Raw genomic sequence first — 21,081 nt, forward strand, 5'->3', positions numbered from 1 at the left:
GCGGATTTCCGATCCATCACGCGCGAAGAACACGAAGACGCCCGTCAGACAGCCCGAGACCTCGCCAAAACCGACCAATACGAGATCGCCATGAAGCTGCGGAAGAAGGTCGAGATGCTGTTCGCCCATCTGAAGCGGATACTCGGCCTCAACCGGCTCCGACTACGCGGTCCAAACGGCGCCAACGATGAATTCCTCCTCGCAGCCACCGCACAGAACCTCAGGAAACTCGCCAAGCTCCTTCCTGCACCTGCAGCATTGCCGAAAGCGCCATGAACAAAGGCGCTCACACCGTTTTTTGAAGCCAATTTTCTGACTTGCAGCGCATTGTTTTTCAACGGAATCGTCGGAGAGCTGCCATTCGTTGCGCCCGCGGCCCTCTGGCTGGTGCTCCCGCGCATGATCGAGCCTCGGTCGACGCGGCCGCGGAGAGCAACCCGGCGCAAACGATCCTGTTGCGCCCAGCCGTCCGAGCCGCCTGCATGGCCTGGTCCGCCGCCTCGACAACCGTCAGATCGGCAACGCCACGTTCCCTGCAGGCAACGCCGATAGACGCCGTCATGACCTGCTCGCCTAGGTGGATCCTGTCTTCGAGCACCATGTGGATTCGCTCCGCCGTCTGCCGCGCCTGTTCCATCCCGGCTCCCGGAAGGCAGACAAGGAAGTCCGCCCCCCCCAATTCTGGCCAATATGTCCCGCTGCCGGACCGTCGCTCCCAGCAGATCGGCTACCTGGATCAAGAGACTGTCCCCGGCATGGCGACCATGACTGTTCTGGACCTGCTCGAAGTGGTCGAGACCGATCATGATGAACGCTCCGAGTTGCAGCGACGGAATCCAGCGTTCAATTCCGCGACGGTTGAGAAGCCCCGTCATCGCATCCCTGTCGGCTTTTTCCGATGCCAGTTCGAGATGCGTCTCCAGGCCGGCGGCAAGGCGATTCGTGCATTCCATCAGGAAGCCCATCTCGTCCCGGTGTCCAACCGGCAGAAGCCGCGCCCGATGCCCCGCCTCGATCCGTTGAAGCGAGGCCGCGACTCGTGAAAGCGGAGACAGGAGCCCCAGAATGGCACGAAAAGCACCCATTCCACCCATCACGGTCGCCGAGAACAGCGCGATGGAACCTTCCGCTCCGTTCGGAGGTATCAGCAATGCGGCCAGAAGCGGGCAGGCCAGCACGAGCCCGAGGACGAGACCGAACTTGGCCGCGTAAGAGCCCGGGAAAATCCTGTCCAGAAGGTCGTATATCCGCATCATCCGTTCCTCCGAATGGACCTTACGCAGTGGCTCCTTAAGGAAAGCTCAAGAACGGCGACCGGACGAAAAAAAGGAAAAGGGGCCGCGAAACGCGACCCCTTCCCGATGTCTGGCGTGCAGACGGCGTGATTACATCATGCCGCCCATGCCGCCCATGCCGCCCATGTCGGGCATGCCGCCGCCGGAACCCGGCTTCTCGGGCTTGTCGGCAACCATGGCCTCGGTGGTGATCAGCAGGGACGCGACGGAAGCAGCGTCTTCCAGCGCGGTGCGGACAACTTTGGCCGGGTCGATCACGCCGAACTTGAACATGTCGCCATATTCTTCGGTCTGGGCGTTGAAGCCGAAGGTCGGATCGGAGCTTTCGCGGATCTTGCCGGCAACAACCGAACCGTCGACACCGGAGTTCTCGGCGATCTGGCGCAGCGGCGCCTCAAGCGCCTTGCGCACGATGGTGATACCGGCGTTCTGGTCGGAGTTGGCGCCTACCATGCCCTCAAGGGCCTTGGCACCGTGCAGCAGCGCAACGCCGCCACCGACGACAACACCTTCCTGAACAGCAGCGCGGGTCGCGTTCAGCGCGTCATCGACGCGGTCCTTGCGCTCCTTCACTTCGACTTCGGTCATGCCGCCGACGCGGATGACGGCAACGCCGCCGGCCAGCTTGGCAACACGTTCCTGAAGCTTCTCGCGGTCGTAATCCGAAGTGGTCTCTTCGATCTGCTGACGGATCTGGGCCACGCGGGCTTCGATCTCGGCCTTCTCGCCATTGCCGTCGACGATGGTGGTCTCGTCCTTGGTGATGGCGATCTTCTTGGCGGAGCCGAGCATGTCGATGGTGACATTCTCCAGCTTCATGCCGAGATCTTCGGAGATGACCTGGCCGCCGGTCAGGATCGCGATGTCCTGCAGCATGGCCTTGCGGCGATCGCCGAAGCCCGGAGCCTTGACGGCAGCGATCTTGAGGCCGCCACGCAGCTTGTTGACGACGAGCGTGGCCAGAGCCTCGCCTTCGACGTCTTCAGCGATGATCAGGAGCGGTTTGGAGGACTGGATGACGGTTTCCAGCAGCGGAACCATCGGCTGCAGCGAGGAGAGCTTCTTCTCGTGCAGCAGGATGAGGCAGTCTTCCAGCTCGGCAATCATCTTGTCAGGGTTGGTGACGAAGTAGGGCGAGAGGTAGCCGCGATCGAACTGCATGCCCTCGACGACCTCGGTCTCGGTCTCAAGGCCCTTGTTCTCCTCGACGGTGATGACACCCTCGTTGCCGACCTTCTGCATCGCGTCGGCGATCTGACGGCCGATTTCGGCTTCGCCGTTGGCGGAAATGGTACCAACCTGGGCGACTTCGTCGCTGTCGGTCACGTCACGGGCAGAGGACTTGATGTTCTCAATGACCTTGGCAACGGCGAGGTCGATGCCGCGCTTGAGGTCCATCGGGTTCATGCCGGCGGCAACCGACTTGAGGCCTTCGCGGATGATCGCCTGGGCGAGAACGGTGGCGGTGGTGGTTCCGTCGCCGGCCTCGTCATTGGTGCGGGAAGCGACTTCCTTCACCATCTGGGCGCCCATGTTCTCGAACTTGTCTTCCAGTTCGATTTCCTTGGCGACGGTCACACCGTCCTTGGTGATGCGCGGGGCACCGAAGGACTTCTCGATGACGACGTTACGGCCTTTCGGGCCGAGGGTCACCTTGACCGCGTCGGCCAGGATGTTGACGCCGCGCAGCATCTTGTTACGGGCTTCGGATTCGAACTTGACGTCCTTAGCAGCCATTGGTTGCTACTCCTGAATACTTGAATTTCGTGGAAGGGTGTGGCGCAAGCCCGGAGATCAGGAAATGATCCCCAGGATGTCGCTTTCCTTCATGATCAGCAGTTCTTTGCCGTCGACGGTGACTTCCGTGCCGGACCACTTGCCGAACAGAACCTTGTCACCTTCCTTGACACCCATCGGGATCAGCTCGCCGCTGTCCTTGCGGGCACCTTCGCCGCAGGCAATAATCATGCCCTCGGCAGGCTTTTCCTTGGCAGAGTCGGGGATGATCAGGCCGCCAGCGGTTTTCTCGTCGCTTTCGACACGCTCGACCAGAACCCGGTCATGCAGCGGAGTAAATGCCATGTCGGAACGCTCCTACGTTCTAGGTGTTTCGATTTTTGTCACTCACCAACCGTGAGTGCTAACGCGATGGATGTAGGCAAGCGCACCAATCGAGTCAACAGCTTCCTTTGCAAAAAAGCCACGAAATCGAATTTCGTTCGGACCACCTATGGATGGCTACGAACATGCGTGCTAGCCGATCCGCACTGCGCGTCTTGCGACAGGAGGACCAAATATGATGAGCACCCTTACCCACGCCTGCTGAACAGGCCCCAGCTCTCCGGCCATGCGCCCCGCGCGGGCTGTCCTCCTTGCAGATTTCCCAACCGCCCCTGACGCCCCTGGACACGCGCAAGCGTTCTACCGCCGCTTCGGCTTTTGAGTGATCCGTTTCGAGTTTGGCTCCCCGGAGACCCTCCTTTCCCTTTTGGCTCCGCCCTCGGCGGAGCATCCATGCACAAACCCAACGAGCGAGGTGTCTTTCATGACATGCACCAGTGTTTCTTTCCGACGCCGGGATAATGCGTCCCATTTCGGCCAATCGGCCGGCCATGAACATGAATTTTCGGATTACGAGGCTCACGATGAATCCGCCCATTATCGACATCACTCTTCTGAACGAGACGAACACTGAACGTTTCCGACGTGACAGCTTCCTTTTGCACGCGACGACCACCCTGCCCGACAGCCCGGCCGTGCGCGCGGAGATTGCCGAGATGCTGGACAATGCAGCGCGCGAGGCTCCGGCGAAGCCCCGGCCCATGCGGCGGCTCCGGGTTTGGTTACCCCGCTGGGTCGGCTGGCTCCGCGCCATGCCGACGCCATGACGCGGTCAACGGGTGCCGCCCAGGCTTTGTGTCTCGGGCGGCACCTTTGCCACCACATGACAGGTCGTTCGGCTTTTTTTCGCCGGAAGTTGGCAGGTGTACCAGTCGCGGACCACAGACCGGCTGCGCCGGGCAACGTATCGGGGGATATTCCGGTCGCACGAGTGACCGAGGTCAACGTGCATTCGTACGGGCCATGCTATTCTCTGTTGGTGCCGCAAGGCCAATGCGGAAGAACCGAGCAGGGTCATTCCGGGGGATGTCATGTCGAGGCTCAATTTGGCCGCTTTGGTATTGGTGACGTGTCTGCATGGAACATGCCAGGCCCAAGTCGCGTTGGAAGATCGGTTGGCCAAGGGGCAGCCCCCAATGGTCATCGCGCACCGAAGCGCTCATATGGGCGGTCACCCCGAAAATACCCTGCCGTGGATTCAGTACGGAATTGATCGAGGTGTAGACATGATCCACCTCAACCCACAGTTGACCGCAGACGGCCACTACGTGCTCATGCATGACCAGACCCTGAATCGTACAACCAATGTGGAGTTGGTCTTCTCGGCCGGGCCACCCGGCGGCCCAACACGCGAGCAGCGTGGCGGCAAGGATTATGTCGGCGACTTCACGCTCGACGAGATCAGGCAACTGCGGGTCGTGGGCGAGAATATCGCGGGCGCCTACCCGATACCCACTTTGGACGAGGCACTTGACCTGATCGACAGGCGACTCCTCGTGAGCCTGGGCCTGAAATCCTATGACGTCGAGAGCCTCGCAACGACTCTCGAAAACCACGAGACCCGCAACCTGTTGTTGTTCGAACTGTATTATCCGGGCACCACCCAGACAAAGCTCCGCGAAATGGCAGACCTGTCCGGACTGGGTGTTGCCGTCGTCATGTACGGGTCGACCGACTATCTGGCGGATCTCGAAGCCGTGGCCGGACAACTCGGCGCGCATCTTCAAATGGTCGTCGCAAGAAGCAAGGGGCTGACCCCTGAATTCCTTGGGCGACTGGAGGATCTCGACCTGCACCTGGCTGTGTCCGGTTGGGCGTCGAACGAGGACCACGCGCTTGTCGAGCGCAACGATCCGGCCCCGTGGCTGAGTGTGCTCGAAGGCGGCCACTCCGTTTTGACGAGCCAGCCCGAAGCGGTCCTCGAACTTCTGGGCAGATGAAGCGAGGACGGAAGTCTGGCACAGGTTCATCAGACAACTGGCAAGCAGAAACTCGCGACAGGCAAGGCCACGCCGCAACGCAGCATTTTCTTGCCGCCGCGCCCAATCGCCCCATGACAGCGCGCCGCCTTCCCGCTACAAGGACGGCGATTTGTACCCCTGACGACGGAAATTGCCTCATGACTATCAAGGTTTTCGGCCACAAGGCCCCCGACACCGATTCCACCGGCTCACCCATCATCTGGGCCTGGTATCTCTCCGAAATCAAAGGCACGCCCGCCGAAGCCAAGCTGCTTGGCGAGCCCAACACCGAGGCCGCCTTCGTGCTGGAGCGCTGGTCGCTGGACAAGCCAGAGATCATCGAGGCCGCCGGCGAAGGCGCGCCCTGCGTCGTGGTCGACACCAACAACCCTGCCGAGCTGCCCGCGGACATCAATTCCTGCGACCTGCTCCAGATCATAGACCACCACAAGCTGACCGGTGGTATCGAGACCAAGTCGCCGATCGACATCACCATGCGCCCGCTCGCCTGCACCGCCACCATCATGTACGACCTGATGGGCGACGATGCCGCCAAGATGCCCGCCGCGATCAAGGGCGCGATGCTCTCCTGCATCCTGTCGGACACGATGGAATTCCGCTCGCCGACCACCACCGATCACGACAAGTCGCTGGCCGAGAAGCTCGCCGCCGATCTGGGCATCGAAATGGGTGCCTATGCCTCCGAGATGTTCGAAGCCAAATCCGACGTCTCCGAGTTCTCCGACGCAGAACTGATCCGGATGGATTCCAAGATCAACGAGATTGACGGCGTGAAATTCCGCGTCTCGGTGCTGGAAACCACCGCGCCGCAGATCCCGCTCGACCGCAAGGCCTCCATCGTGGAAACGATGAAGACCGTCTGTGAAGAGGACGGCGTGGACCACGTCCTGCTCTTCGTCATCGACATCCTGAAGGAAGAAGCCACGCTGCTGATCCCGAATGACGTGGTCAAGACAGTCGCCGAGAAGAGCTTCGGCGCCACCGTCGAAGGCGACAGCGTCGTGCTGCCCGGCATCCTGAGCCGCAAGAAGCAGATCATTCCGAACCTCAAGGTCTGATGACCTGACACGATTGCCGGCCGCCCGAGATCGCGGCGGCCGGCTATGCTCGGCCTGGATATTCCTCCCGACCGACACAAGGCGACGCTGCGGCGTCGTTGACCGGCGGCGCTGCCACCCCCATCTTCTGCCTGACAGAAGCAGGGAGTCCCAAATGGCGGACGGAACCACGCCGGAATTTTCCACAGGCATCGACATGCTCGCCGCGCAACGCGCCGCCTTTCTTCAAGCAGGTGCGCCCGATCTCAACGCGCGCCGCGACGCATTGAAACGGCTGAAGAACGCCATCCGAAGCGAGAGCAAGCGCCTGCAATCCGCCGCCATGGCCGATTTCGGCAATCGCGCCCCGGTGGAAACCTCGCTGATCGACCTCGGCCCGACGGTGCAGGCGATCCACCATATGCGTGCCAACCTGAAACGCTGGATGGCGCCAAAACATCGCCCGGTGAGCTGGCTGATGCGGCCGGGGCGCGCGCGCGTTCATTACCAGCCGCTCGGTGTGGTCGGCATCATGTCGGCCTGGAACTACCCGGTTGCGCTGACGCTGGTCCCACTGGCAACCGCGCTCGCCGCGGGTAATCGCGCCATGATCAAGCCGTCCGAACTGGCCCCCGCCACGGCGGACGTGCTGCGAGACATGCTCGACGGAATCTTCCCGCAGGAAGAGGTCGCGGTGCTCACCGGCGGGGCGGATGTGGCCGCGGCCTTCTCCGCCCTGCCCTTCGACCACCTGCTCTTCACCGGTTCCACCGCCGTCGGGCGCCATGTCATGCGCGCGGCTGCCGACACCCTCACGCCCGTGACTCTCGAACTCGGCGGCAAATCCCCGGTCATCCTCGCCCCCGATGCCGATCTCGACCTGCTCGCGCGCGACCTCGCCTTTGCCAAGACGGTGAATGCCGGACAGACCTGTATCGCGCCCGACTACCTATTGGCGCTTCGCGATCAGGTGGAACCGCTAAGCGAGGCTCTGATCGCGAAGATTCGTGAGAGCTTCCCCGGCGGCCTGGCCGATCCGAACCTGACGACGATCATCAGCGAGCGGCACCTCGCCCGTCTGCGGGACCTGCTGGAGGATGCCCGCGCCAAGGGCGCCCGGATCGTCGAGGCCTTCCCAGCGGGCAGCAATAGCGCGCATCCCCGCGCGCTTTCGCCCGCGCTCGTGCTCGATGCCACGCCCGAGATGCGGATCATGCAGGAGGAGATTTTCGGCCCCTTCCTGCCCGTCATCGCCCGCGAGTCCGTCGCGGATTCCATCGATTTCGTGAATGCCCGCCCGCGCCCGCTCGCACTTTATATATATGGCAAGGACCGGGCCGCGGTTGACAATGTGCTGCAACGGACCACCTCCGGCAATGTCACGGTGAATGGGTGCATGCTGCATTACGCCGTGGAAAGCCTGCCCTTTGGCGGCGTCGGCGACAGCGGCATCGGCGCCTATCACGGTGTCGAGGGGTTCCGCCGCCTCAGCCATGCCAAGGGCAGCTTCCACCCCGGCAAACGTCACGTCTCCCGCCTGCTGCACTCCCCATATGGCCGTTTGGCCCGCTTCGCGACGAAATTCATGCTGCGTTGAGGTGCCGCGCCTTTCCACTGGCCCTATCGGCAACCCGTTGGCTGCGCTATAGCCCTGCCGGGCGGCTATGATAGCGCCCCCAATTGTTCCGGAGGCCCCATGACCCGCATCATCGAAAACTTCGCCGAAGTCTCTTCCATGTATGACGCCGCCTTCGTGGACCTGTGGGGCTGCATGCATAACGGTCTGACCGCCTACGAGGAGGCCGTCGCCGCCTGCCGGAGCTTCCGCGCCCGGGGCGGCAAGGTCGTGCTGCTCACCAACGCTCCGCGCCCGCGCGCCTCGATTGCCGCACAGTTGGAGCATTTCAACGTCCCGAGCGATTGCTACGACACGATCGCGACCTCCGGCGACTCCGCCCGTCTTGCGCTCTTTTCCGGTGCCGTGGGCAACAAGGTCTACCATATCGGCGAGGAGCGCGACCTGCCCTTCTTCGAGCCGCTGCACATGGTCGAGACCCCCCAGAAAATCACCCGCGTTCCGCTTGAGGAGGCCGACAGCATGGTCGTGACCGGGCTGTTCCACCCCGATGGCGAACCGGAGGAGATGCGCGCGCAATTCCTTTATGCCAAGACCAAGGGGCTCAAGCTGCTTTGCGCCAATCCCGATGTCATCGTCGATCGCGGCCACAAGCGCGAATACTGCGCCGGCGCGCTGGCCAAGCTCTATACCGAGATGGGCGGCGAAAGCCTCTATTTCGGCAAGCCGCACCCGGCGATCTATGACCTCGCCCGCCGCCGGTTGGCCGAACTGGCCGTGGTGCCGGATGATCGAATCGTCTGCATCGGCGATGGAATCGCGACCGACGTCAAAGGGGCCGTCGGCGAGGGACTCGATGTGGTCTTCATCACCGGCGGGCTGGCCGCGAAGGAAACCCTGACGCAACGTCAGCCCGAACCGGAGGCGCTCGAGGCTTATCTCGCGCTTCACCAGATGGCCGTAACGTATGCCATGGGCTTTTTCCGCTGACCGCAAATGGAGCAGACTTTCTGCAATTGCCAAATGTTAGCGCCGCAGCGCGGCATCGTTAGCGCAATACATGACCGCCACCTGTCGATTTAGACCATAGGCGCCTTGACAGACAGAGATCTTGTAATTTTGTTGCTCCCAGCGCATAGCAGCCTTGCATATTATTTCTTTCTGCATTGCGGCGGACACCAAAATCCGCTAGGAAAGTAGCCAGCAACTCAAAGGACAGTCATGATGCTCGACAACGATCCCCGTGGCACGATTTTCCTGGAAGACCTGGAAGTCGGGATGAAGCGTGGCCTGACCAAGCTGATCACGGAAGAAGATATCGAGAAGTTTGCCGAGGTCTCGACCGATCACAATCCGGTCCATCTCGACGAGGAATACGCCAAGGAAACGATTTTCCACGGCCGTATCGCGCATGGCATGCTGACCGCCGGCCTTATCTCGGCCGTGATCGGCGAGCAGCTTCCGGGCCATGGCACGATCTATCTCGGCCAGACGCTGAAATTCATGGCGCCGGTGCGTCCGGGCGACATGGTCAATGTCGAGGTCGAAGTGGCCGAAATCGATCACAAGAAGCGCAAGGTCAAGCTCTGGACCCAGGCGCTGATCGACGGCAAACCCGTTCTGCGCGGCGAAGCCAATGTGCTGGCGCCTTCGCGCAAGCTGGACTGACCGAACCCGGCCCCGAGGCGGTGATCGGGTGCTTGCGCTTGCCCAGCCCCGCAGCTAGGGGATGCGCATGAAGCGGATCACGTCTCTTTCCCGGATAACCCAGGCTGAGCGCGGTGCATATACTGCGATCGGCAATTTCGATGGCGTGCATCTTGGCCACCAGGCGGTTCTGGAACTGACCAAGAAAAGTGCCGATGCGCAGGGCGCTCCGCTCGCGGTGCTGACCTTCGAGCCGCATCCGCGCGAAGTGTTCCGCCCCGACGATCCCCCTTTCCGCCTGATGAACTCCGAGGCCAAGGCGCACCGCCTGAGCAAGCTCGGCGTTGATCTGCTCTATGAAATTCCCTTCGACGCCGCCCTTTTCGGTCTCGCCGAAGCCGAATTCAGCGAGAAGATCCTCGTCAATGGGCTCGGCGTCTCGGGCGTGACCGTCGGCGCGGATTTCTGCTACGGCAAGGGACGCGCCGGCAATACCGAAACCCTCCGGCAGGCCGGTCAGAAACACGGCTTCGCCGTGACGATCGCCGAGCTGCTCGGGCTGGCCGGCGGCGGCGAGCGGGTCTCCTCCACCGCCATCCGCAATGCGCTGCACGACGGCGTCCCGCACAAGGCGGCAGCGATGCTCGGGCACTGGCACCGCATCGAAGGCCCGGTCCTGCATGGCGAGAAACGTGGCCGCAACCTCGGCTACCCGACGGCGAACATGGATATTTCCGGCATCCACCCGCCGAAATTCGGCGTCTACGCGGTGCTGGTCGAGGTCGTCACCGGGCCGCATGCCGGCCACTACCGCGGGGTTTCTTCGCTCGGCATCCGGCCGATGTTCGGGGAAAACCTGCCCAATCTCGAAACGCACCTTTTCGACTTCAAGGGTGAGCTCTACGACGAGCATCTCTCGGTCGGCCTCGTGCAATTCCTGCGCCCGGAGATGAAGTTCGACGGCGTGGACGCTCTTGTCGCCCAGATCCGGCGCGACGAGGACAAAGCCCGCGAGATCCTCTCGCAAGTCCCGCTCGTGGGCTTCCCGCGCGAGGCCATTGGGAGTTTCCAGATCGATGTCTGAAGCGAGACGCCTTCCCACGCTGCGACCGCGATTCTGGGAAAAGCTGCCGCTTGAGAAGCTGACCCAGCCGGAATGGGAAGCGCTCTGCGACGGCTGTGGCAAATGCTGCCTGAACAAGCTCGAAGATGCCGATACCGGCGAGGTCGCCTTCACCCGAGTGGCGTGCCGCCTGCTGGACGACGACACCTGCCGATGCGCCCATTACGAGAACCGCCACCAGTTCGTGCCCGACTGCGTGACGCTCACCTCCGAGAATATCCAGACCAACGCCTACTGGATGCCCTCCACCTGCGCCTACCGCTTGCTGGCCGAAGGCAAGCCGCTGCCCAGCTGGCACTACCTCGTCTCGGGGGATCGCAACATGGTGCACACAGCGGGCATCTCGGTCCGGCACATCACGGTGTCGGAATTCGACACCCCCGAGGAGGATTGGGAGGACTACCTCTTCGAGGGCGAATTCTAGCCCCACCAGCCGCAGGCCCCCTTTCCGAATCTTTCTGTCAGCGCTAGGGCTTGGCCCATGCATTATGCCTCCGACAATACCGGCCCCGTTCACCCCAAGGTCATGGAAGCGCTCCTGCGCGCCAACGAGGGCTATGCACCCGCCTATGGCGCCGAAGCCCTGACCCGGGAAGTCACCAACCAGATCCGCGAGATCTTCGAGGCGCCCGACGCCGTGGTACATCTGGTCGCCACGGGTACGGCGGCGAATTCGCTCCTGCTGGCCAGCCACACGGCACCCTGGGACACGATCTTCTGCAGCCGCGTCTCCCATATCCACGAGGACGAGTGCAACGCGCCCGAATTCTACTGCGGCGGTGCGAAGCTGACGCTGGTTCCGACCGAGGACGGCAAGATGTCACCGGCGGGCCTGCGCGCCGCCATCGAGGCGGAAGAGACGCGCGGCGTGCACGGCCCGCAACGCGGCCCCGTTTCGCTGACACAGGCCACTGAAAAGGGCACGGTGCACACGCTCGAAGAACTCTGCGCGCTGACAGAGGTCGCGCGGGAGTTCCGCCTCAGGACCCATATGGACGGTGCGCGTTTTGCCAACGCACTGTCCACCCTCGGCTGCAGCCCGGCCGAGATGACGTGGAAAGCCGGCATCGACATGCTGAGCTTCGGCGGCACCAAGAACGGCCTGATGGGAGTCGAGGCCGCGATCCTGTTCGATCCGGCGCGCGACACGGAGTTTCAGCTTCGGCGCAAACGCGGGGCGCATCTGTTTTCCAAGCACCGCTACCTCGCGGCGCAGATGCAGGCCTATCTCACCGACAATCTCTGGCTGGACATGGCCGCGGCGGCCAATGCCGCCTGCCAGAATCTGGCTGACGGGTTCCGCGAGGCACCGGGCGCAAACCTGATGTACCGCCCCGAGGCAAATATCCTCTTCGCCCGCCTGCCGCGTAGCACACATAGGCGCCTCTTCGCGGCTGGTGCCGAGTACCACCTCTGGAATGGCTACCTGGAAAGTGGCGCGGAAGATGAACGGATCGCCGCGCGGTTCGTGACCGACTGGTCCGCAAATCCGTCCGATACGGAGCGTTTCCTCTCCCTGCTCTGAGCAGAGCGCGTTTCGCGTGGAACCGCGGACAATGTCGGTTCGGCATCCGTCGCACCGTTTCCGGACAGATTCGGGGGCTTCGCCCCCCCGCGCTCTTGCGAGCGCTCCCCCCAGGATATTTGAGGAAAGATGATTTGAGTTTTGTCTTTCATCCTCCTTCTCCGGGTTCAGCGTATTCAGGGAGGCGCGAGGCCGGCAATGCCCTGCCGGGCGCACGATCCGAAGGCACGATCCGAAGGATCGTTCGCGCGCGAAGCGCGCGCCCTTGAACGTCAGGCGGGACCGCATGGGTCCATTCGGGGCAAGTCTGTCACGAAACCGTCGATTGCCCGGGAAACAAGACCGGGCTAGACCGAGCGGGTATTTCGATAAACGGAGTTTTCATGGCGCATTCTCACCGATTCTGGAACTGGATTGCCCGGCGATATGCCCGCACTCCCATTCGGGACGAGGCGGCCTACCGCGAAAAGCTGCGGCGGACACAGGCTGTTCTTCAACCTGACTGGAACGTGCTGGAATTCGGCTGCGGCACCGGATCGACAGCGCTGGAACACGCGCCGCATGTCGCCAGTATTCGCGGCATCGATTCCGCGCCGAAAATGATCGACATCTGCCGCGAGAAACTGGACGCGGGCGCGGTGCCAAACGCCACCTTCGACGTGGATGCCATCGACACGCTCGACGCCGAGGATGGCATCTATGACGCGGTGCTCGGCATGAGCATCCTGCACCTTGTCGATGACCGGGATGCCGTGATCGGCAAGGTCCATCGCCTGCTCAAACCCGGTGGCGTTTTCGTCAGTTCGACAATGTGCCTCGAAGGCCAGGCCCGGCTCTTGACGAATACCCTGTTGCCGCTGGGAAACCTGCTCGGATTGCTGCCCAGGATCCATGCCTTCAGCCGCAACGGATTGATCGACGCGCTCACCACGGCGGGTTTTGAGATCGAGGAGAATTGGCAGCCGGATGACGACTCGATGAAGGCCGTCTTCGTCATTGCTCGCAAGCCCGCCTAGGAGAAAGGCACACGCCCGGCCTCGATGGACTGGCCTAGCACATCGGCCATTTCAGCCGGATGGTTCAGCGGCAGCATATGCCCGGCCCCGTCGATCTCCACGCGGCGGGCACGTGGCATGCGGCTGGCCAGTGCCCCGGCAATATCCCTGACGACGTCCGGGCTGTCCGACCCCGACACGATGGTTACCGGGACAGTCAGCGCCTCCAGCCGACCGGGCGAGAGGATCCCGGCACCGTCATGGTGCAGGGTCGCGGTCTGATCCGTCACGATATGGATCTGCTCGACGATACGAGCCCGTGCAGGACGTGGGAGACACTCCCAGGGAAGGCCCGCGCCCCAGGTATCGGTAAAGTATTTCGCAGCGGCCTCGCGGTCCTGCGCGTGAGAGAGGCGCTCCAGCTCACGCCATTCATTCGCCGCTTCCATGCGCCCCTGCGCGGAAGCCGCCGCCGCGAACAGGACCGGCTCGACCAGCGTCAGGCTCAACACCCGTTCGGGCGTGCGCAGCGCATATTCCAGCGCCACGACAGCCCCGAAGGAATGCCCCAGAACATGGCAGGGTTCCTGCGGAAGCTCCGCCAGTGTCTCGAGCGAGGCCGCCATGAAATCCCCGCCGCTCTCCCAATCCGGCCGGTCGCCATGGCCCGGAAGATCCGGCGCCAGGACTGTGACCTGATTGGAGAGATTGGCGGTCATCGGTGCCCAGACACCCCCATGGGCCAGCGTGCAATGCAGCGCGACGACAGGTTCCGGACCGTGCCCGAGGCTTCGCATGATGCCGCTCAGAGCCTTCCCGCCAGGTAGGCGTCCAGATCGTCCAGCCGGTCATGGCCCCAGAAACGTTCATCGGTCTCCGTGATATAGAAAGGCGAGCCGAAGACACCGCGATTGACGGCCTCTTCAAGGTTGGCGGCATAGGTCTCTGCGCCCATCAGCAGGCCGGAATCGGCCAGCGTGGGATCGAATCCGGCATTGCCGAGGCATTCGCGCACAACGTCATCGCTGGCGATGTCCTTTTCCTCGGCCCAGACGGCGCGCAGGAAAGACTGAACCAGCGGGCCGACATTGCCGCCCGATTTCTGCGCCGCGATGATGGCGTAGGAGGATGGCGCGGCGTTGGTCGGGAAATAGGCCGGCTTGAAATTCATCGCCATGCCCGTTTTCTTCGCCGCCCGCTTCAGTTCCTGCATACGGTATTCCAGCCGGGAGGGGTGCCGGTCCGGCGGTGCCGTCCCGCCAGTCCGCGGGAAGAGCGCGATGATATCCATCGGCTTGTAGGTAATCGTCGCGCCGTGTTTCTCGGCGATCTCTTCCAGCCGGTTGCCGGCCAGGTAGGTAAAGGGCGAAAGTGTCGAGAAGAAATAATCAATTTGCGGCATTGGCCTCTCCGTGTCAGCGTTGCAACCCTAGCGACCCGGTGGCAGTTGACAATGGGTGATGCTTCGGTTCCTAGAAATCGGCAGTCACGTCACGGGCCGCATAATGCCGCTGACGCCAGCACATCGGACAGCAGATCATGGCCGCAAACACCCGTAACGCTCTTTTCGTGGCCCTTGCCACCTTCGCCCTTGCGCTGGCAATCCGCCTGCTGGGCGTCGGTCTGCGCGAGCCCTGGCTCGACGAGGTCTATTCCCAGTTCGCGATCTCGCGCGAATGGTATGGGCTGGCTGCCGACAGGATCAGCCGGGGCCACTCGCCGCTCTATTACGCGCTGATGAAGGCTTTTGGCATTCCGGGGGCCGATGTCGCCGCCATGCGCGCAGCATCCTCGGTATTTGACGCCCTCGGGGCCGGGATCGTCGCCGGCGCGCTGGCGCTTCATGTGGGCCGGCCAGCGGCGCTCTTCTTCGGCTTTCTCTATGCGTGGTCTCCCGTGGCGATCCACTGGGCACAGAACGCCCGACCCTATGGTTTGCTGATCTTCTTTGTCAGCATTGGCCTTGCCGGCGCGATCGGCCTTCTGGCAACGCTGGGACGCGAGGGAGCGGTGGCCACACGCCGCCAGAGGCGCCTCTTCGGCTTCGGCTTCTCCATGGCCAGCCTGACGATCACGGCCGGGATCTTCGCGTTCCTCGCCACGGCCCTGCTGCCCTTTGCCCTGCCAAGGACGCGCCGCGACAAGGCCTTCCTCAAGCGCTGGAAGAAAGCCCTGAAGGTACCCGCCGTCGTGTCGGTCCTGGCCTATTTCGCCATGAGCGGGCCGCATATCGCCCGCCAGGTCGATGGCTACTGGGCCGAGAAATACAACCCGCTGGGCCTCGACGGGCTGGGCCGACTCTGGTCCTCGATGCTCTCCGATGGCGGGCTTGCGGAGGGTATCGCGCGACTGGGAGGACCGCAGGCGGCGAACATGCCGCTCATCTGGGCGGGCTCGGCGCTGTTCGTGGCCTTCCTTGTCCTCGGCCTCGCCCGGATCCGATACCGCCCCGCCCTGATCGCCCCCGCCTGCCTGATGGCCGGCTACACGCTGATCCTGCTCTGCGTCAGCATCTGGACCAGCGTACTGGTCGCACGCTATTTCCTGCCGCCCTGGATCGCCCTGCTCGCGCTGGCCGGAACCGGCATGGCCGCAGCCCGGGCGCGCACGCGCTGGAGTTGGCTGGCAATCGCGCCGCTGATGCTGCTCTTCGCCTTCTCCGGTTATTTCAAGGCCACGCAACCCGGCGCACCCCGCGACCGCTCGCTGGAACCGGTGGCCGAGATCATCAACCGGGTACCGCCGGAAACGGTCAGCCTGCTGATCGACAAGACCGGCGGTGTCAGGAGCGAACTGATCCTCGAACTCTGGCCGCATCATTTCGACCGCCCGGAGCTTGACCGGATGTGGCCGCGCTCCTTCACGCTGTCCCGCCTGACCGACGCGCTCGAGAGCGGGCAGAACAGTTTTGCCTATTTCCAGCAGGACGGGCTCGACGAGGCACTGCAGGAGGGCGCCCCCGAGCCGCGCTGCCTGTACAGGTTCGACGATTGGGTACTGGCGTATTGGGGCGAGGCCAACGAGGTTTGCGCCCCCTGAGCGTCCAGGCCTGTGCAACAGCGCCGCAATGCGGCGAATGCTGACAAAAGGGAGTGTTTAAATTTCGTCGCCCATGGGTTAGGCGGAACCCGTCACATACCTGTCATGATTCCGTGCACTCCGGAGCGAACCGAATGATACCCCACCAGAGCCAGCCGAAACTGATTGCCGGCAATGCCAACCTGCCGCTTGCCCAGGCAATCTCCCGGCGCGTTTCCATGAGCCGCGGCATGTCCGTAGGACTTGTCGATGCCCGCGTGGAGCGGTTCAACGATCAGGAAATCTTCGTCGAGGTGTACGAGAATGTCCGCGGCGAGGACATGTTCATCATCCAGCCGACCTCGAACCCGGCCAATGACAACCTTATGGAGCTGCTGATCATGGCCGACGCGCTGCGCCGCTCCTCGGCCCAGCGCATCACTGCCGTGATTCCCTATTTCGGCTATGCCCGCCAGGATCGCCGCGCCAAGGCCCGCACGCCGATCTCGGCCAAGCTGGTGGCCAACATGATCGCCGCCTCCGGCATCGAGCGGGTACTGACCATGGATCTGCACGCCACCCAGATCCAGGGCTTCTTCGACATCCCGGTGGACAACCTCTATGCCTCGCCGATCTTTTCGCTCGATATCCAGCACAAGTTCGGCAAGAAGCTCGACAAGGTGACGGTGATCTCGCCCGACGTGGGCGGCGTGGGCCGCGCGCGCGAGCTTGCCAAGCGGATCGGCTGCGCGCTGGCCATCGTCGACAAGCGGCGCGAGAAGGCCGGCGAAGTGGCCGAGATGACCGTGATCGGTGACGTGCAGGGCCAGACCTGTATCATCGTGGACGACATCTGCGACACCGCCGGCACCCTCTGCAAGGCAGCGGACGTGCTGCTCCAGGCCGGGGCAAAGGAGGTCCATTCCTACATCACCCACGGCGTTCTGAGCGGCCCCGCTGTCGAACGGATTACCAATTCCTCGATGAAATCGTTGGTGATCACCGATTCCATAGAAGCGACGGAACCGGTCAAGAAGGCCAGGAACATCCGGATCGTGCCGACCGCGCCCATGTTCGCGCAGGCCATCCTGAATATCTGGAACGGCACCTCTGTCTCCTCGCTCTTCGATCACGAGTCGCTCGCCGCAATCTACGAAGGCACCTACTGAGGCGCCTTCGTCCGGGCTGTCACGCCTGATCTGAACATGACAAAGGCCCGGCATTTGCCGGGCCTTTGTAATTGGCGGGGCGCACAGTCGCGGGCCGCATCAGGGAATGTCCCAGTCATCCTCATGCGGCAACTCGCCGATCGCCAACCAGTTCGCCCGGGCGCGGGCAACCTGGGTATCGCCCCAGGTTCGAAACACAAGCTCGAACCCCTCCGCCGTGATCGCTTCCGCCGCGATCTCAATGCGAGAATTCCTGTCCGAATGGATATCCCACATTGACAGCGCAACCTGCACGTTCGGTGCCTTGCGGTAAGGTTCGGAGAACCGCACCTGCCGGATAACGCAACGCTCTCCCTCATCGGCCCACATGGGGCCGTTGTTCTGAAAATCGGAAAACAGCAGGGTTTCGCCCTGCTCAACACCAATAAGATGGTTCTGCAATCTCTTCATGGAGCGGGACTATTTCGGCATCGGTCAGGCCATGCAAGCGGATCGTAGCGATTTCCCTGACACTATGGCTGCACCGCCCAGTCCGGTTTCAACTCCGAGGGTTTCTCGATCCCCAGCTGCACCATGTTCGCCTCAAGGTCCGCCTTGAGGATGTCATACGCATGGTTCGGCCCCTTCGAGCCAAGCGCGCCGGTGGCATAGAGGAAGGCCCGGCCTAGCAGGCAGAAATCGGCCCCGAGCGACAGCGCCCGTATGATATCCAGCCCGCCCTCGATGCCGCTGTCGAAGAGAATTTTCGCGCGCCCCCCGACGACGCGGGCAATCTCGGGCAGCGCATCAATGGAAGCGGGCGCGGCATCGAACTGCCGACCGCCATGGTTGGAGACGACGATGCCGTCAACGCCTGCCTCCACCGCCAGCCGCGCATCCTCGGGGTGCAGGATCCCCTTGACCACGAAGGCGCCGGGCCACAGGTCGCGCATCTGGCGCAGCATCTCCCAATCCGGGCGACCATCGACGACCTTGCCGACGAAACGGGCCGCGCCCGCAAAGGTGCTCTTGTCGAAATATTTCTCCAGCGTCCTGAAACGCGGGATCCCGTTGGTGAGCGTTTCGAGCGACCAGCGCGGCCGGATGGCCGCCCGCCAGAAGGTCTGCGGTGTGAACTGGGGCGGCACTGAAACCCCAGCCACCAGCTGGCGCTCGCGACGGCTGCCTACGGGCACATCCACCGTCACCAAGAGCGTTCCGAAACCGCTCTCCCAGGCGCGCTTGATGATATCGGCGCGGATCTCGGGGTCCACCGGCGTGTAGAGTTGGTACCAGCCATTGCCATCGGCCATCGGCCCGATGGTCTCCGGCGCTTCGTTTGCAACCATGGACAGACCATAGGGGAACCGTTTTTCCGCCGCCGAGCGCGCGATAAAACGCTCTGTTCCCGGCCACATCAGCCCCGACAGGCCAACCGGCCCCGCCCCAAAGGGCACGCTGTAGCTGCGGCCGAAGATTTTTGTCTCCAGATCCGGCGTGAGACGTCCCTTCAGCACCCGCGGCACGAGTTCCACCGCATCGAGCGCTTCCCGGTTGCGCGGAACAAGCCGTTCCGAGCCCGTTCCACTGGCAAGGTATTCCCACGCAAAGAAGGGAACACGCTGTCTTGCGCGGGCTGCGAGATAGGGAATCGAGGGATAGCGGGTTTCGAGAGACATCGTTTTTGGTCCGACCATTTAGCGTGACACGCCTTTACGCCGGTCGGCCATGCTTTCCAATGTGACAATGCTTCAAACATGGAAAGACAGGCAGGGAAAGCGCCGGGGCCGACGGAAACGGCCCCGGCGCATCGGTTTTAGTGGCTGTTGCGCGGCATGCCCTTGGTCTGGGCGACTTTCTGGTACTTGACCGCCGGCTTGAGGACCATGCCCTCGTCGAACTGATCCACGATGGAACGCTGGATCTCCTGCCAGGGGGTCTGGTGATCGGGATACTGGTAGCCACCCGCGGCCTGCAGCGCCGCGCGGCGGGCAGCCAGTTCCTCGTCGGAGATCAGGATATTGGCGGAACCGTTCTTGAGATCAATCCGCAGCCGGTCACCGTTCTGCACCAGCGCCAGCCCGCCCATCGCAGCCGCTTCGGGGGCCGCGTTTAGGATCGACGGGCTGCCGGATGTGCCCGATTGCCGTCCATCGCCGATGCAGGGAAGCGCCGCGATGCCGCGCTTCAACAGCGCCGCGGGCGGCTGCATGTTCACCACCTCGGCACCGCCTGGATAGCCGATCGGGCCCGCGCCACGGATAACGAGGATGCAGAACTCGTCGATATTGAGCGCGGGATCGTCGATCGTCTCGTGATACTGCTCCGGTCCGTCAAAGACGATGGCCCGGCCCTCGAAGGCGTCCGGATCGTCCGGGTTGGACAGGTAGCGGGCGCGGAAATCGCCAGAGATCACCGAAGTCTTCATGATCGCGCTGTCAAACAGATTGCCCTTGAGATTGACGAAACCAGCCGCCTCCTTGAGAGGCGCGGCGAAGCGGCGGATGACATCCTCGTTGGCCACCTCGGCATTCGCATAGATCTCGGAGACCGGCTTGCCCGAAACGGTCACGGCATCCGGGTTCGGCAACACGCCTGCCCCCATCAGCTCCGAGAAGATCGCCGGAATGCCGCCCGCGCGGTGGAAATCCTCGCTCAGATATGCACCGGCCGGCTGGACGTTGGTCAGCAGCGGAATCTTGTGGCCGAATTTCTGCCAGTCGTCATTGCTCAGCTCCAACCCGAGGTGCCGCGCGATGGCGTTGAGGTGGATCGGCGCGTTGGTCGAGCCGCCAATGGCCGAGTTCACGACGATGGCGTTCTCGAAAGCGGCGCGCGTCATCACGTCGGAGGGCTTCAGGTCCTCATGCACCATTTCGACGATCCGCTTGCCGGTCTCATAGGAGATTTGGCCGCGTTCGCGATAGGGCGCGGGGATGGAGGCGGAGCCGGGAAGCTGCATGCCGAGCGCTTCGGCCAGGCTGTTCATGGTCGAGGCCGTCCCCATCGTGTTGCAATACCCAACCGAGGGCGCCGAGTTCGCGGCCATTTCCATGAACTCGTCATAGTCGATCTCGCCACGTGCCAGCATCTCCCGGCCATCCCAGATCACACTGCCCGAGCCGGCGCGGTTGCCCTTGTGATAGCCGTTCAGCATCGGGCCAACCGAGAGGGCAATGGCGGGAATGTTCACCGTGGCGGCGGCCATGAGTAGCGCCGGGGTGGTCTTGTCGCACCCGATGGTGAGAACCACGCCGTCCAGTGGGTACCCATAAAGCGTCTCGACCAGGCCGAGATAGGCCAGGTTGCGGTCCAGCGCCGCGGTCGGGCGTTTGCCGGTTTCCTGGATCGGGTGAACCGGGAATTCGAAGCAGATACCGCCCGCGGCAACGATGCCATCGCGGACCCGTTTGGCCAACTCGATGTGATGACGGTTGCAGGGGCTGAGATCGGAACCGGTCTGGGCGATACCGATGATCGGCTTGCCAGATTGCAGTTCTTCGCGGGTGTGGCCGAAGTTCAGGTAGCGTTCAAGGTAGATCGCCGTCGATCCGGGATCTTCGGCATTGTCGAACCATTCTTGGGAACGAAGTTTCATGCGGATTTCCTTGCTT

Annotated in this window: 21 protein-coding genes and 1 pseudogene; 13 read left to right on the forward strand and 9 right to left on the reverse strand. The window is 62.9% G+C overall.

Annotated features, from left to right (window positions below):
* On the forward strand, positions 1-276 hold a 276-nt coding region (locus BLR85_RS17715; RefSeq protein WP_139188440.1), incomplete at its 5' end, for a transposase.
* 58 nt (positions 277-334) lie between these two features.
* On the opposite strand, the gene BLR85_RS30500 is transcribed toward BLR85_RS17715, so the two are convergent.
* The 4 genes and pseudogenes from BLR85_RS30500 to BLR85_RS17735 all read right to left on the reverse strand — a co-directional run bounded on the left by BLR85_RS30500 (position 335) and on the right by BLR85_RS17735 (position 3,377).
* A complete protein-coding gene (locus BLR85_RS30500) occupies positions 335-637 on the reverse strand; it encodes a diguanylate cyclase domain-containing protein (protein WP_093159575.1) in 303 nt (100 codons plus the stop codon).
* Between the two features lie 91 nt (positions 638-728).
* Positions 729-1,256, reverse strand: a pseudogene (locus BLR85_RS30505) (GGDEF domain-containing protein); the annotation flags it as partial.
* Positions 1,257-1,385: 129 nt separating this feature from the next.
* Positions 1,386-3,032, reverse strand: coding sequence for a chaperonin GroEL (gene groL / locus BLR85_RS17730; protein ID WP_093159580.1), 1,647 nt, complete (start codon positions 3,030-3,032; stop codon positions 1,386-1,388).
* A 57-nt stretch (positions 3,033-3,089) separates the two neighbouring features.
* Positions 3,090-3,377 (reverse strand): co-chaperone GroES, encoded by a 288-nt coding sequence (locus BLR85_RS17735; RefSeq protein WP_068312434.1) that lies wholly within the window; start codon positions 3,375-3,377, stop codon positions 3,090-3,092.
* Between the two features lie 563 nt (positions 3,378-3,940).
* On the opposite strand from BLR85_RS17735, the gene BLR85_RS17740 reads away from it, so the two are divergent.
* From BLR85_RS17740 to BLR85_RS17785, 10 genes are all read left to right on the forward strand, one after another.
* On the forward strand, positions 3,941-4,183 hold the full coding sequence (locus BLR85_RS17740) for a hypothetical protein (protein ID WP_139188441.1): 243 nt from the start codon (positions 3,941-3,943) through the stop codon (positions 4,181-4,183).
* Positions 4,184-4,579: 396 nt separating this feature from the next.
* Entirely contained in the window at positions 4,580-5,356 is a 777-nt protein-coding gene (locus BLR85_RS17745) for a glycerophosphodiester phosphodiesterase family protein (RefSeq protein ID WP_280138488.1), read from the forward strand.
* A 179-nt stretch (positions 5,357-5,535) separates the two neighbouring features.
* On the forward strand, positions 5,536-6,456 hold the full coding sequence (locus BLR85_RS17750; protein ID WP_093159593.1) for a manganese-dependent inorganic pyrophosphatase: 921 nt from the start codon (positions 5,536-5,538) through the stop codon (positions 6,454-6,456).
* 154 nt (positions 6,457-6,610) lie between these two features.
* Complete coding sequence (locus BLR85_RS17755; protein WP_093159597.1) at positions 6,611-8,032, forward strand: coniferyl aldehyde dehydrogenase; 1,422 nt, start codon at positions 6,611-6,613, stop codon at positions 8,030-8,032.
* 99 nt (positions 8,033-8,131) lie between these two features.
* Positions 8,132-9,001: a TIGR01459 family HAD-type hydrolase gene (locus BLR85_RS17760; protein WP_093159601.1), complete on the forward strand. Its 870-nt coding sequence runs from the start codon at positions 8,132-8,134 to the stop codon at positions 8,999-9,001.
* A 234-nt stretch (positions 9,002-9,235) separates the two neighbouring features.
* Positions 9,236-9,679, forward strand: coding sequence for a MaoC family dehydratase (locus BLR85_RS17765; RefSeq protein ID WP_170844618.1), 444 nt, complete (start codon positions 9,236-9,238; stop codon positions 9,677-9,679).
* A gap of 67 nt (positions 9,680-9,746) precedes the next feature.
* The gene (locus BLR85_RS17770; protein WP_093159707.1) at positions 9,747-10,742 is read left to right on the forward strand and encodes a bifunctional riboflavin kinase/FAD synthetase; all 996 of its coding nucleotides are present in this window, start codon (positions 9,747-9,749) and stop codon (positions 10,740-10,742) included.
* On the forward strand, positions 10,735-11,205 hold the full coding sequence (locus tag BLR85_RS17775; protein WP_093159609.1) for a YcgN family cysteine cluster protein: 471 nt from the start codon (positions 10,735-10,737) through the stop codon (positions 11,203-11,205). Before BLR85_RS17770 ends, BLR85_RS17775 begins: the two co-directional genes overlap by 8 nt.
* Positions 11,206-11,262: 57 nt before the next feature.
* Positions 11,263-12,306 (forward strand): threonine aldolase family protein, encoded by a 1,044-nt coding sequence (locus BLR85_RS17780; protein ID WP_093159614.1) that lies wholly within the window; start codon positions 11,263-11,265, stop codon positions 12,304-12,306.
* A 383-nt stretch (positions 12,307-12,689) separates the two neighbouring features.
* Entirely contained in the window at positions 12,690-13,322 is a 633-nt protein-coding gene (locus BLR85_RS17785) for a class I SAM-dependent DNA methyltransferase (RefSeq protein WP_093159619.1), read from the forward strand.
* Here BLR85_RS17785 and BLR85_RS17790 read toward each other — a convergent pair.
* On the reverse strand, positions 13,319-14,098 hold the full coding sequence (locus tag BLR85_RS17790; protein WP_093159624.1) for an alpha/beta fold hydrolase: 780 nt from the start codon (positions 14,096-14,098) through the stop codon (positions 13,319-13,321). The two genes, BLR85_RS17785 and BLR85_RS17790, sit on opposite strands and share 4 nt — an antisense overlap.
* An 8-nt stretch (positions 14,099-14,106) precedes the next feature.
* Complete coding sequence (locus BLR85_RS17795; RefSeq protein ID WP_093159629.1) at positions 14,107-14,703, reverse strand: 2-hydroxychromene-2-carboxylate isomerase; 597 nt, start codon at positions 14,701-14,703, stop codon at positions 14,107-14,109.
* A gap of 137 nt (positions 14,704-14,840) precedes the next feature.
* On the opposite strand from BLR85_RS17795, the gene BLR85_RS17800 reads away from it, so the two are divergent.
* Together BLR85_RS17800 and BLR85_RS17805 are read left to right on the forward strand one after the other, a co-directional pair.
* A complete protein-coding gene (locus BLR85_RS17800; protein ID WP_093159634.1) occupies positions 14,841-16,340 on the forward strand; it encodes a hypothetical protein in 1,500 nt (499 codons plus the stop codon).
* Positions 16,341-16,474: 134 nt separating this feature from the next.
* Positions 16,475-17,488 (forward strand): ribose-phosphate pyrophosphokinase, encoded by a 1,014-nt coding sequence (locus BLR85_RS17805; protein ID WP_170844619.1) that lies wholly within the window; start codon positions 16,475-16,477, stop codon positions 17,486-17,488.
* 99 nt (positions 17,489-17,587) lie between these two features.
* Here the strand turns inward: BLR85_RS17805 and BLR85_RS17810 are convergent, their stop codons facing one another.
* The 3 genes from BLR85_RS17810 to BLR85_RS17820 form a co-directional block, all read right to left on the reverse strand.
* The gene (locus tag BLR85_RS17810; protein ID WP_093159639.1) at positions 17,588-17,938 is read right to left on the reverse strand and encodes an H-type lectin domain-containing protein; all 351 of its coding nucleotides are present in this window, start codon (positions 17,936-17,938) and stop codon (positions 17,588-17,590) included.
* Between the two features lie 62 nt (positions 17,939-18,000).
* Positions 18,001-19,146, reverse strand: a complete 1,146-nt coding sequence (locus BLR85_RS17815) for an alpha-hydroxy acid oxidase (RefSeq protein ID WP_093159717.1) — start codon at positions 19,144-19,146, stop codon at positions 18,001-18,003.
* A 137-nt stretch (positions 19,147-19,283) separates the two neighbouring features.
* Positions 19,284-21,071, reverse strand: a complete 1,788-nt coding sequence (locus BLR85_RS17820; protein WP_425284490.1) for an IlvD/Edd family dehydratase — start codon at positions 21,069-21,071, stop codon at positions 19,284-19,286.
* Positions 21,072-21,081: the final 10 nt, after the last annotated feature.

Origin of the sequence: Aliiruegeria lutimaris (genome assembly GCF_900099935.1) — a bacterium.
Taxonomy (GTDB): Bacteria; Pseudomonadota; Alphaproteobacteria; order Rhodobacterales; family Rhodobacteraceae; genus Tropicimonas; species Tropicimonas lutimaris.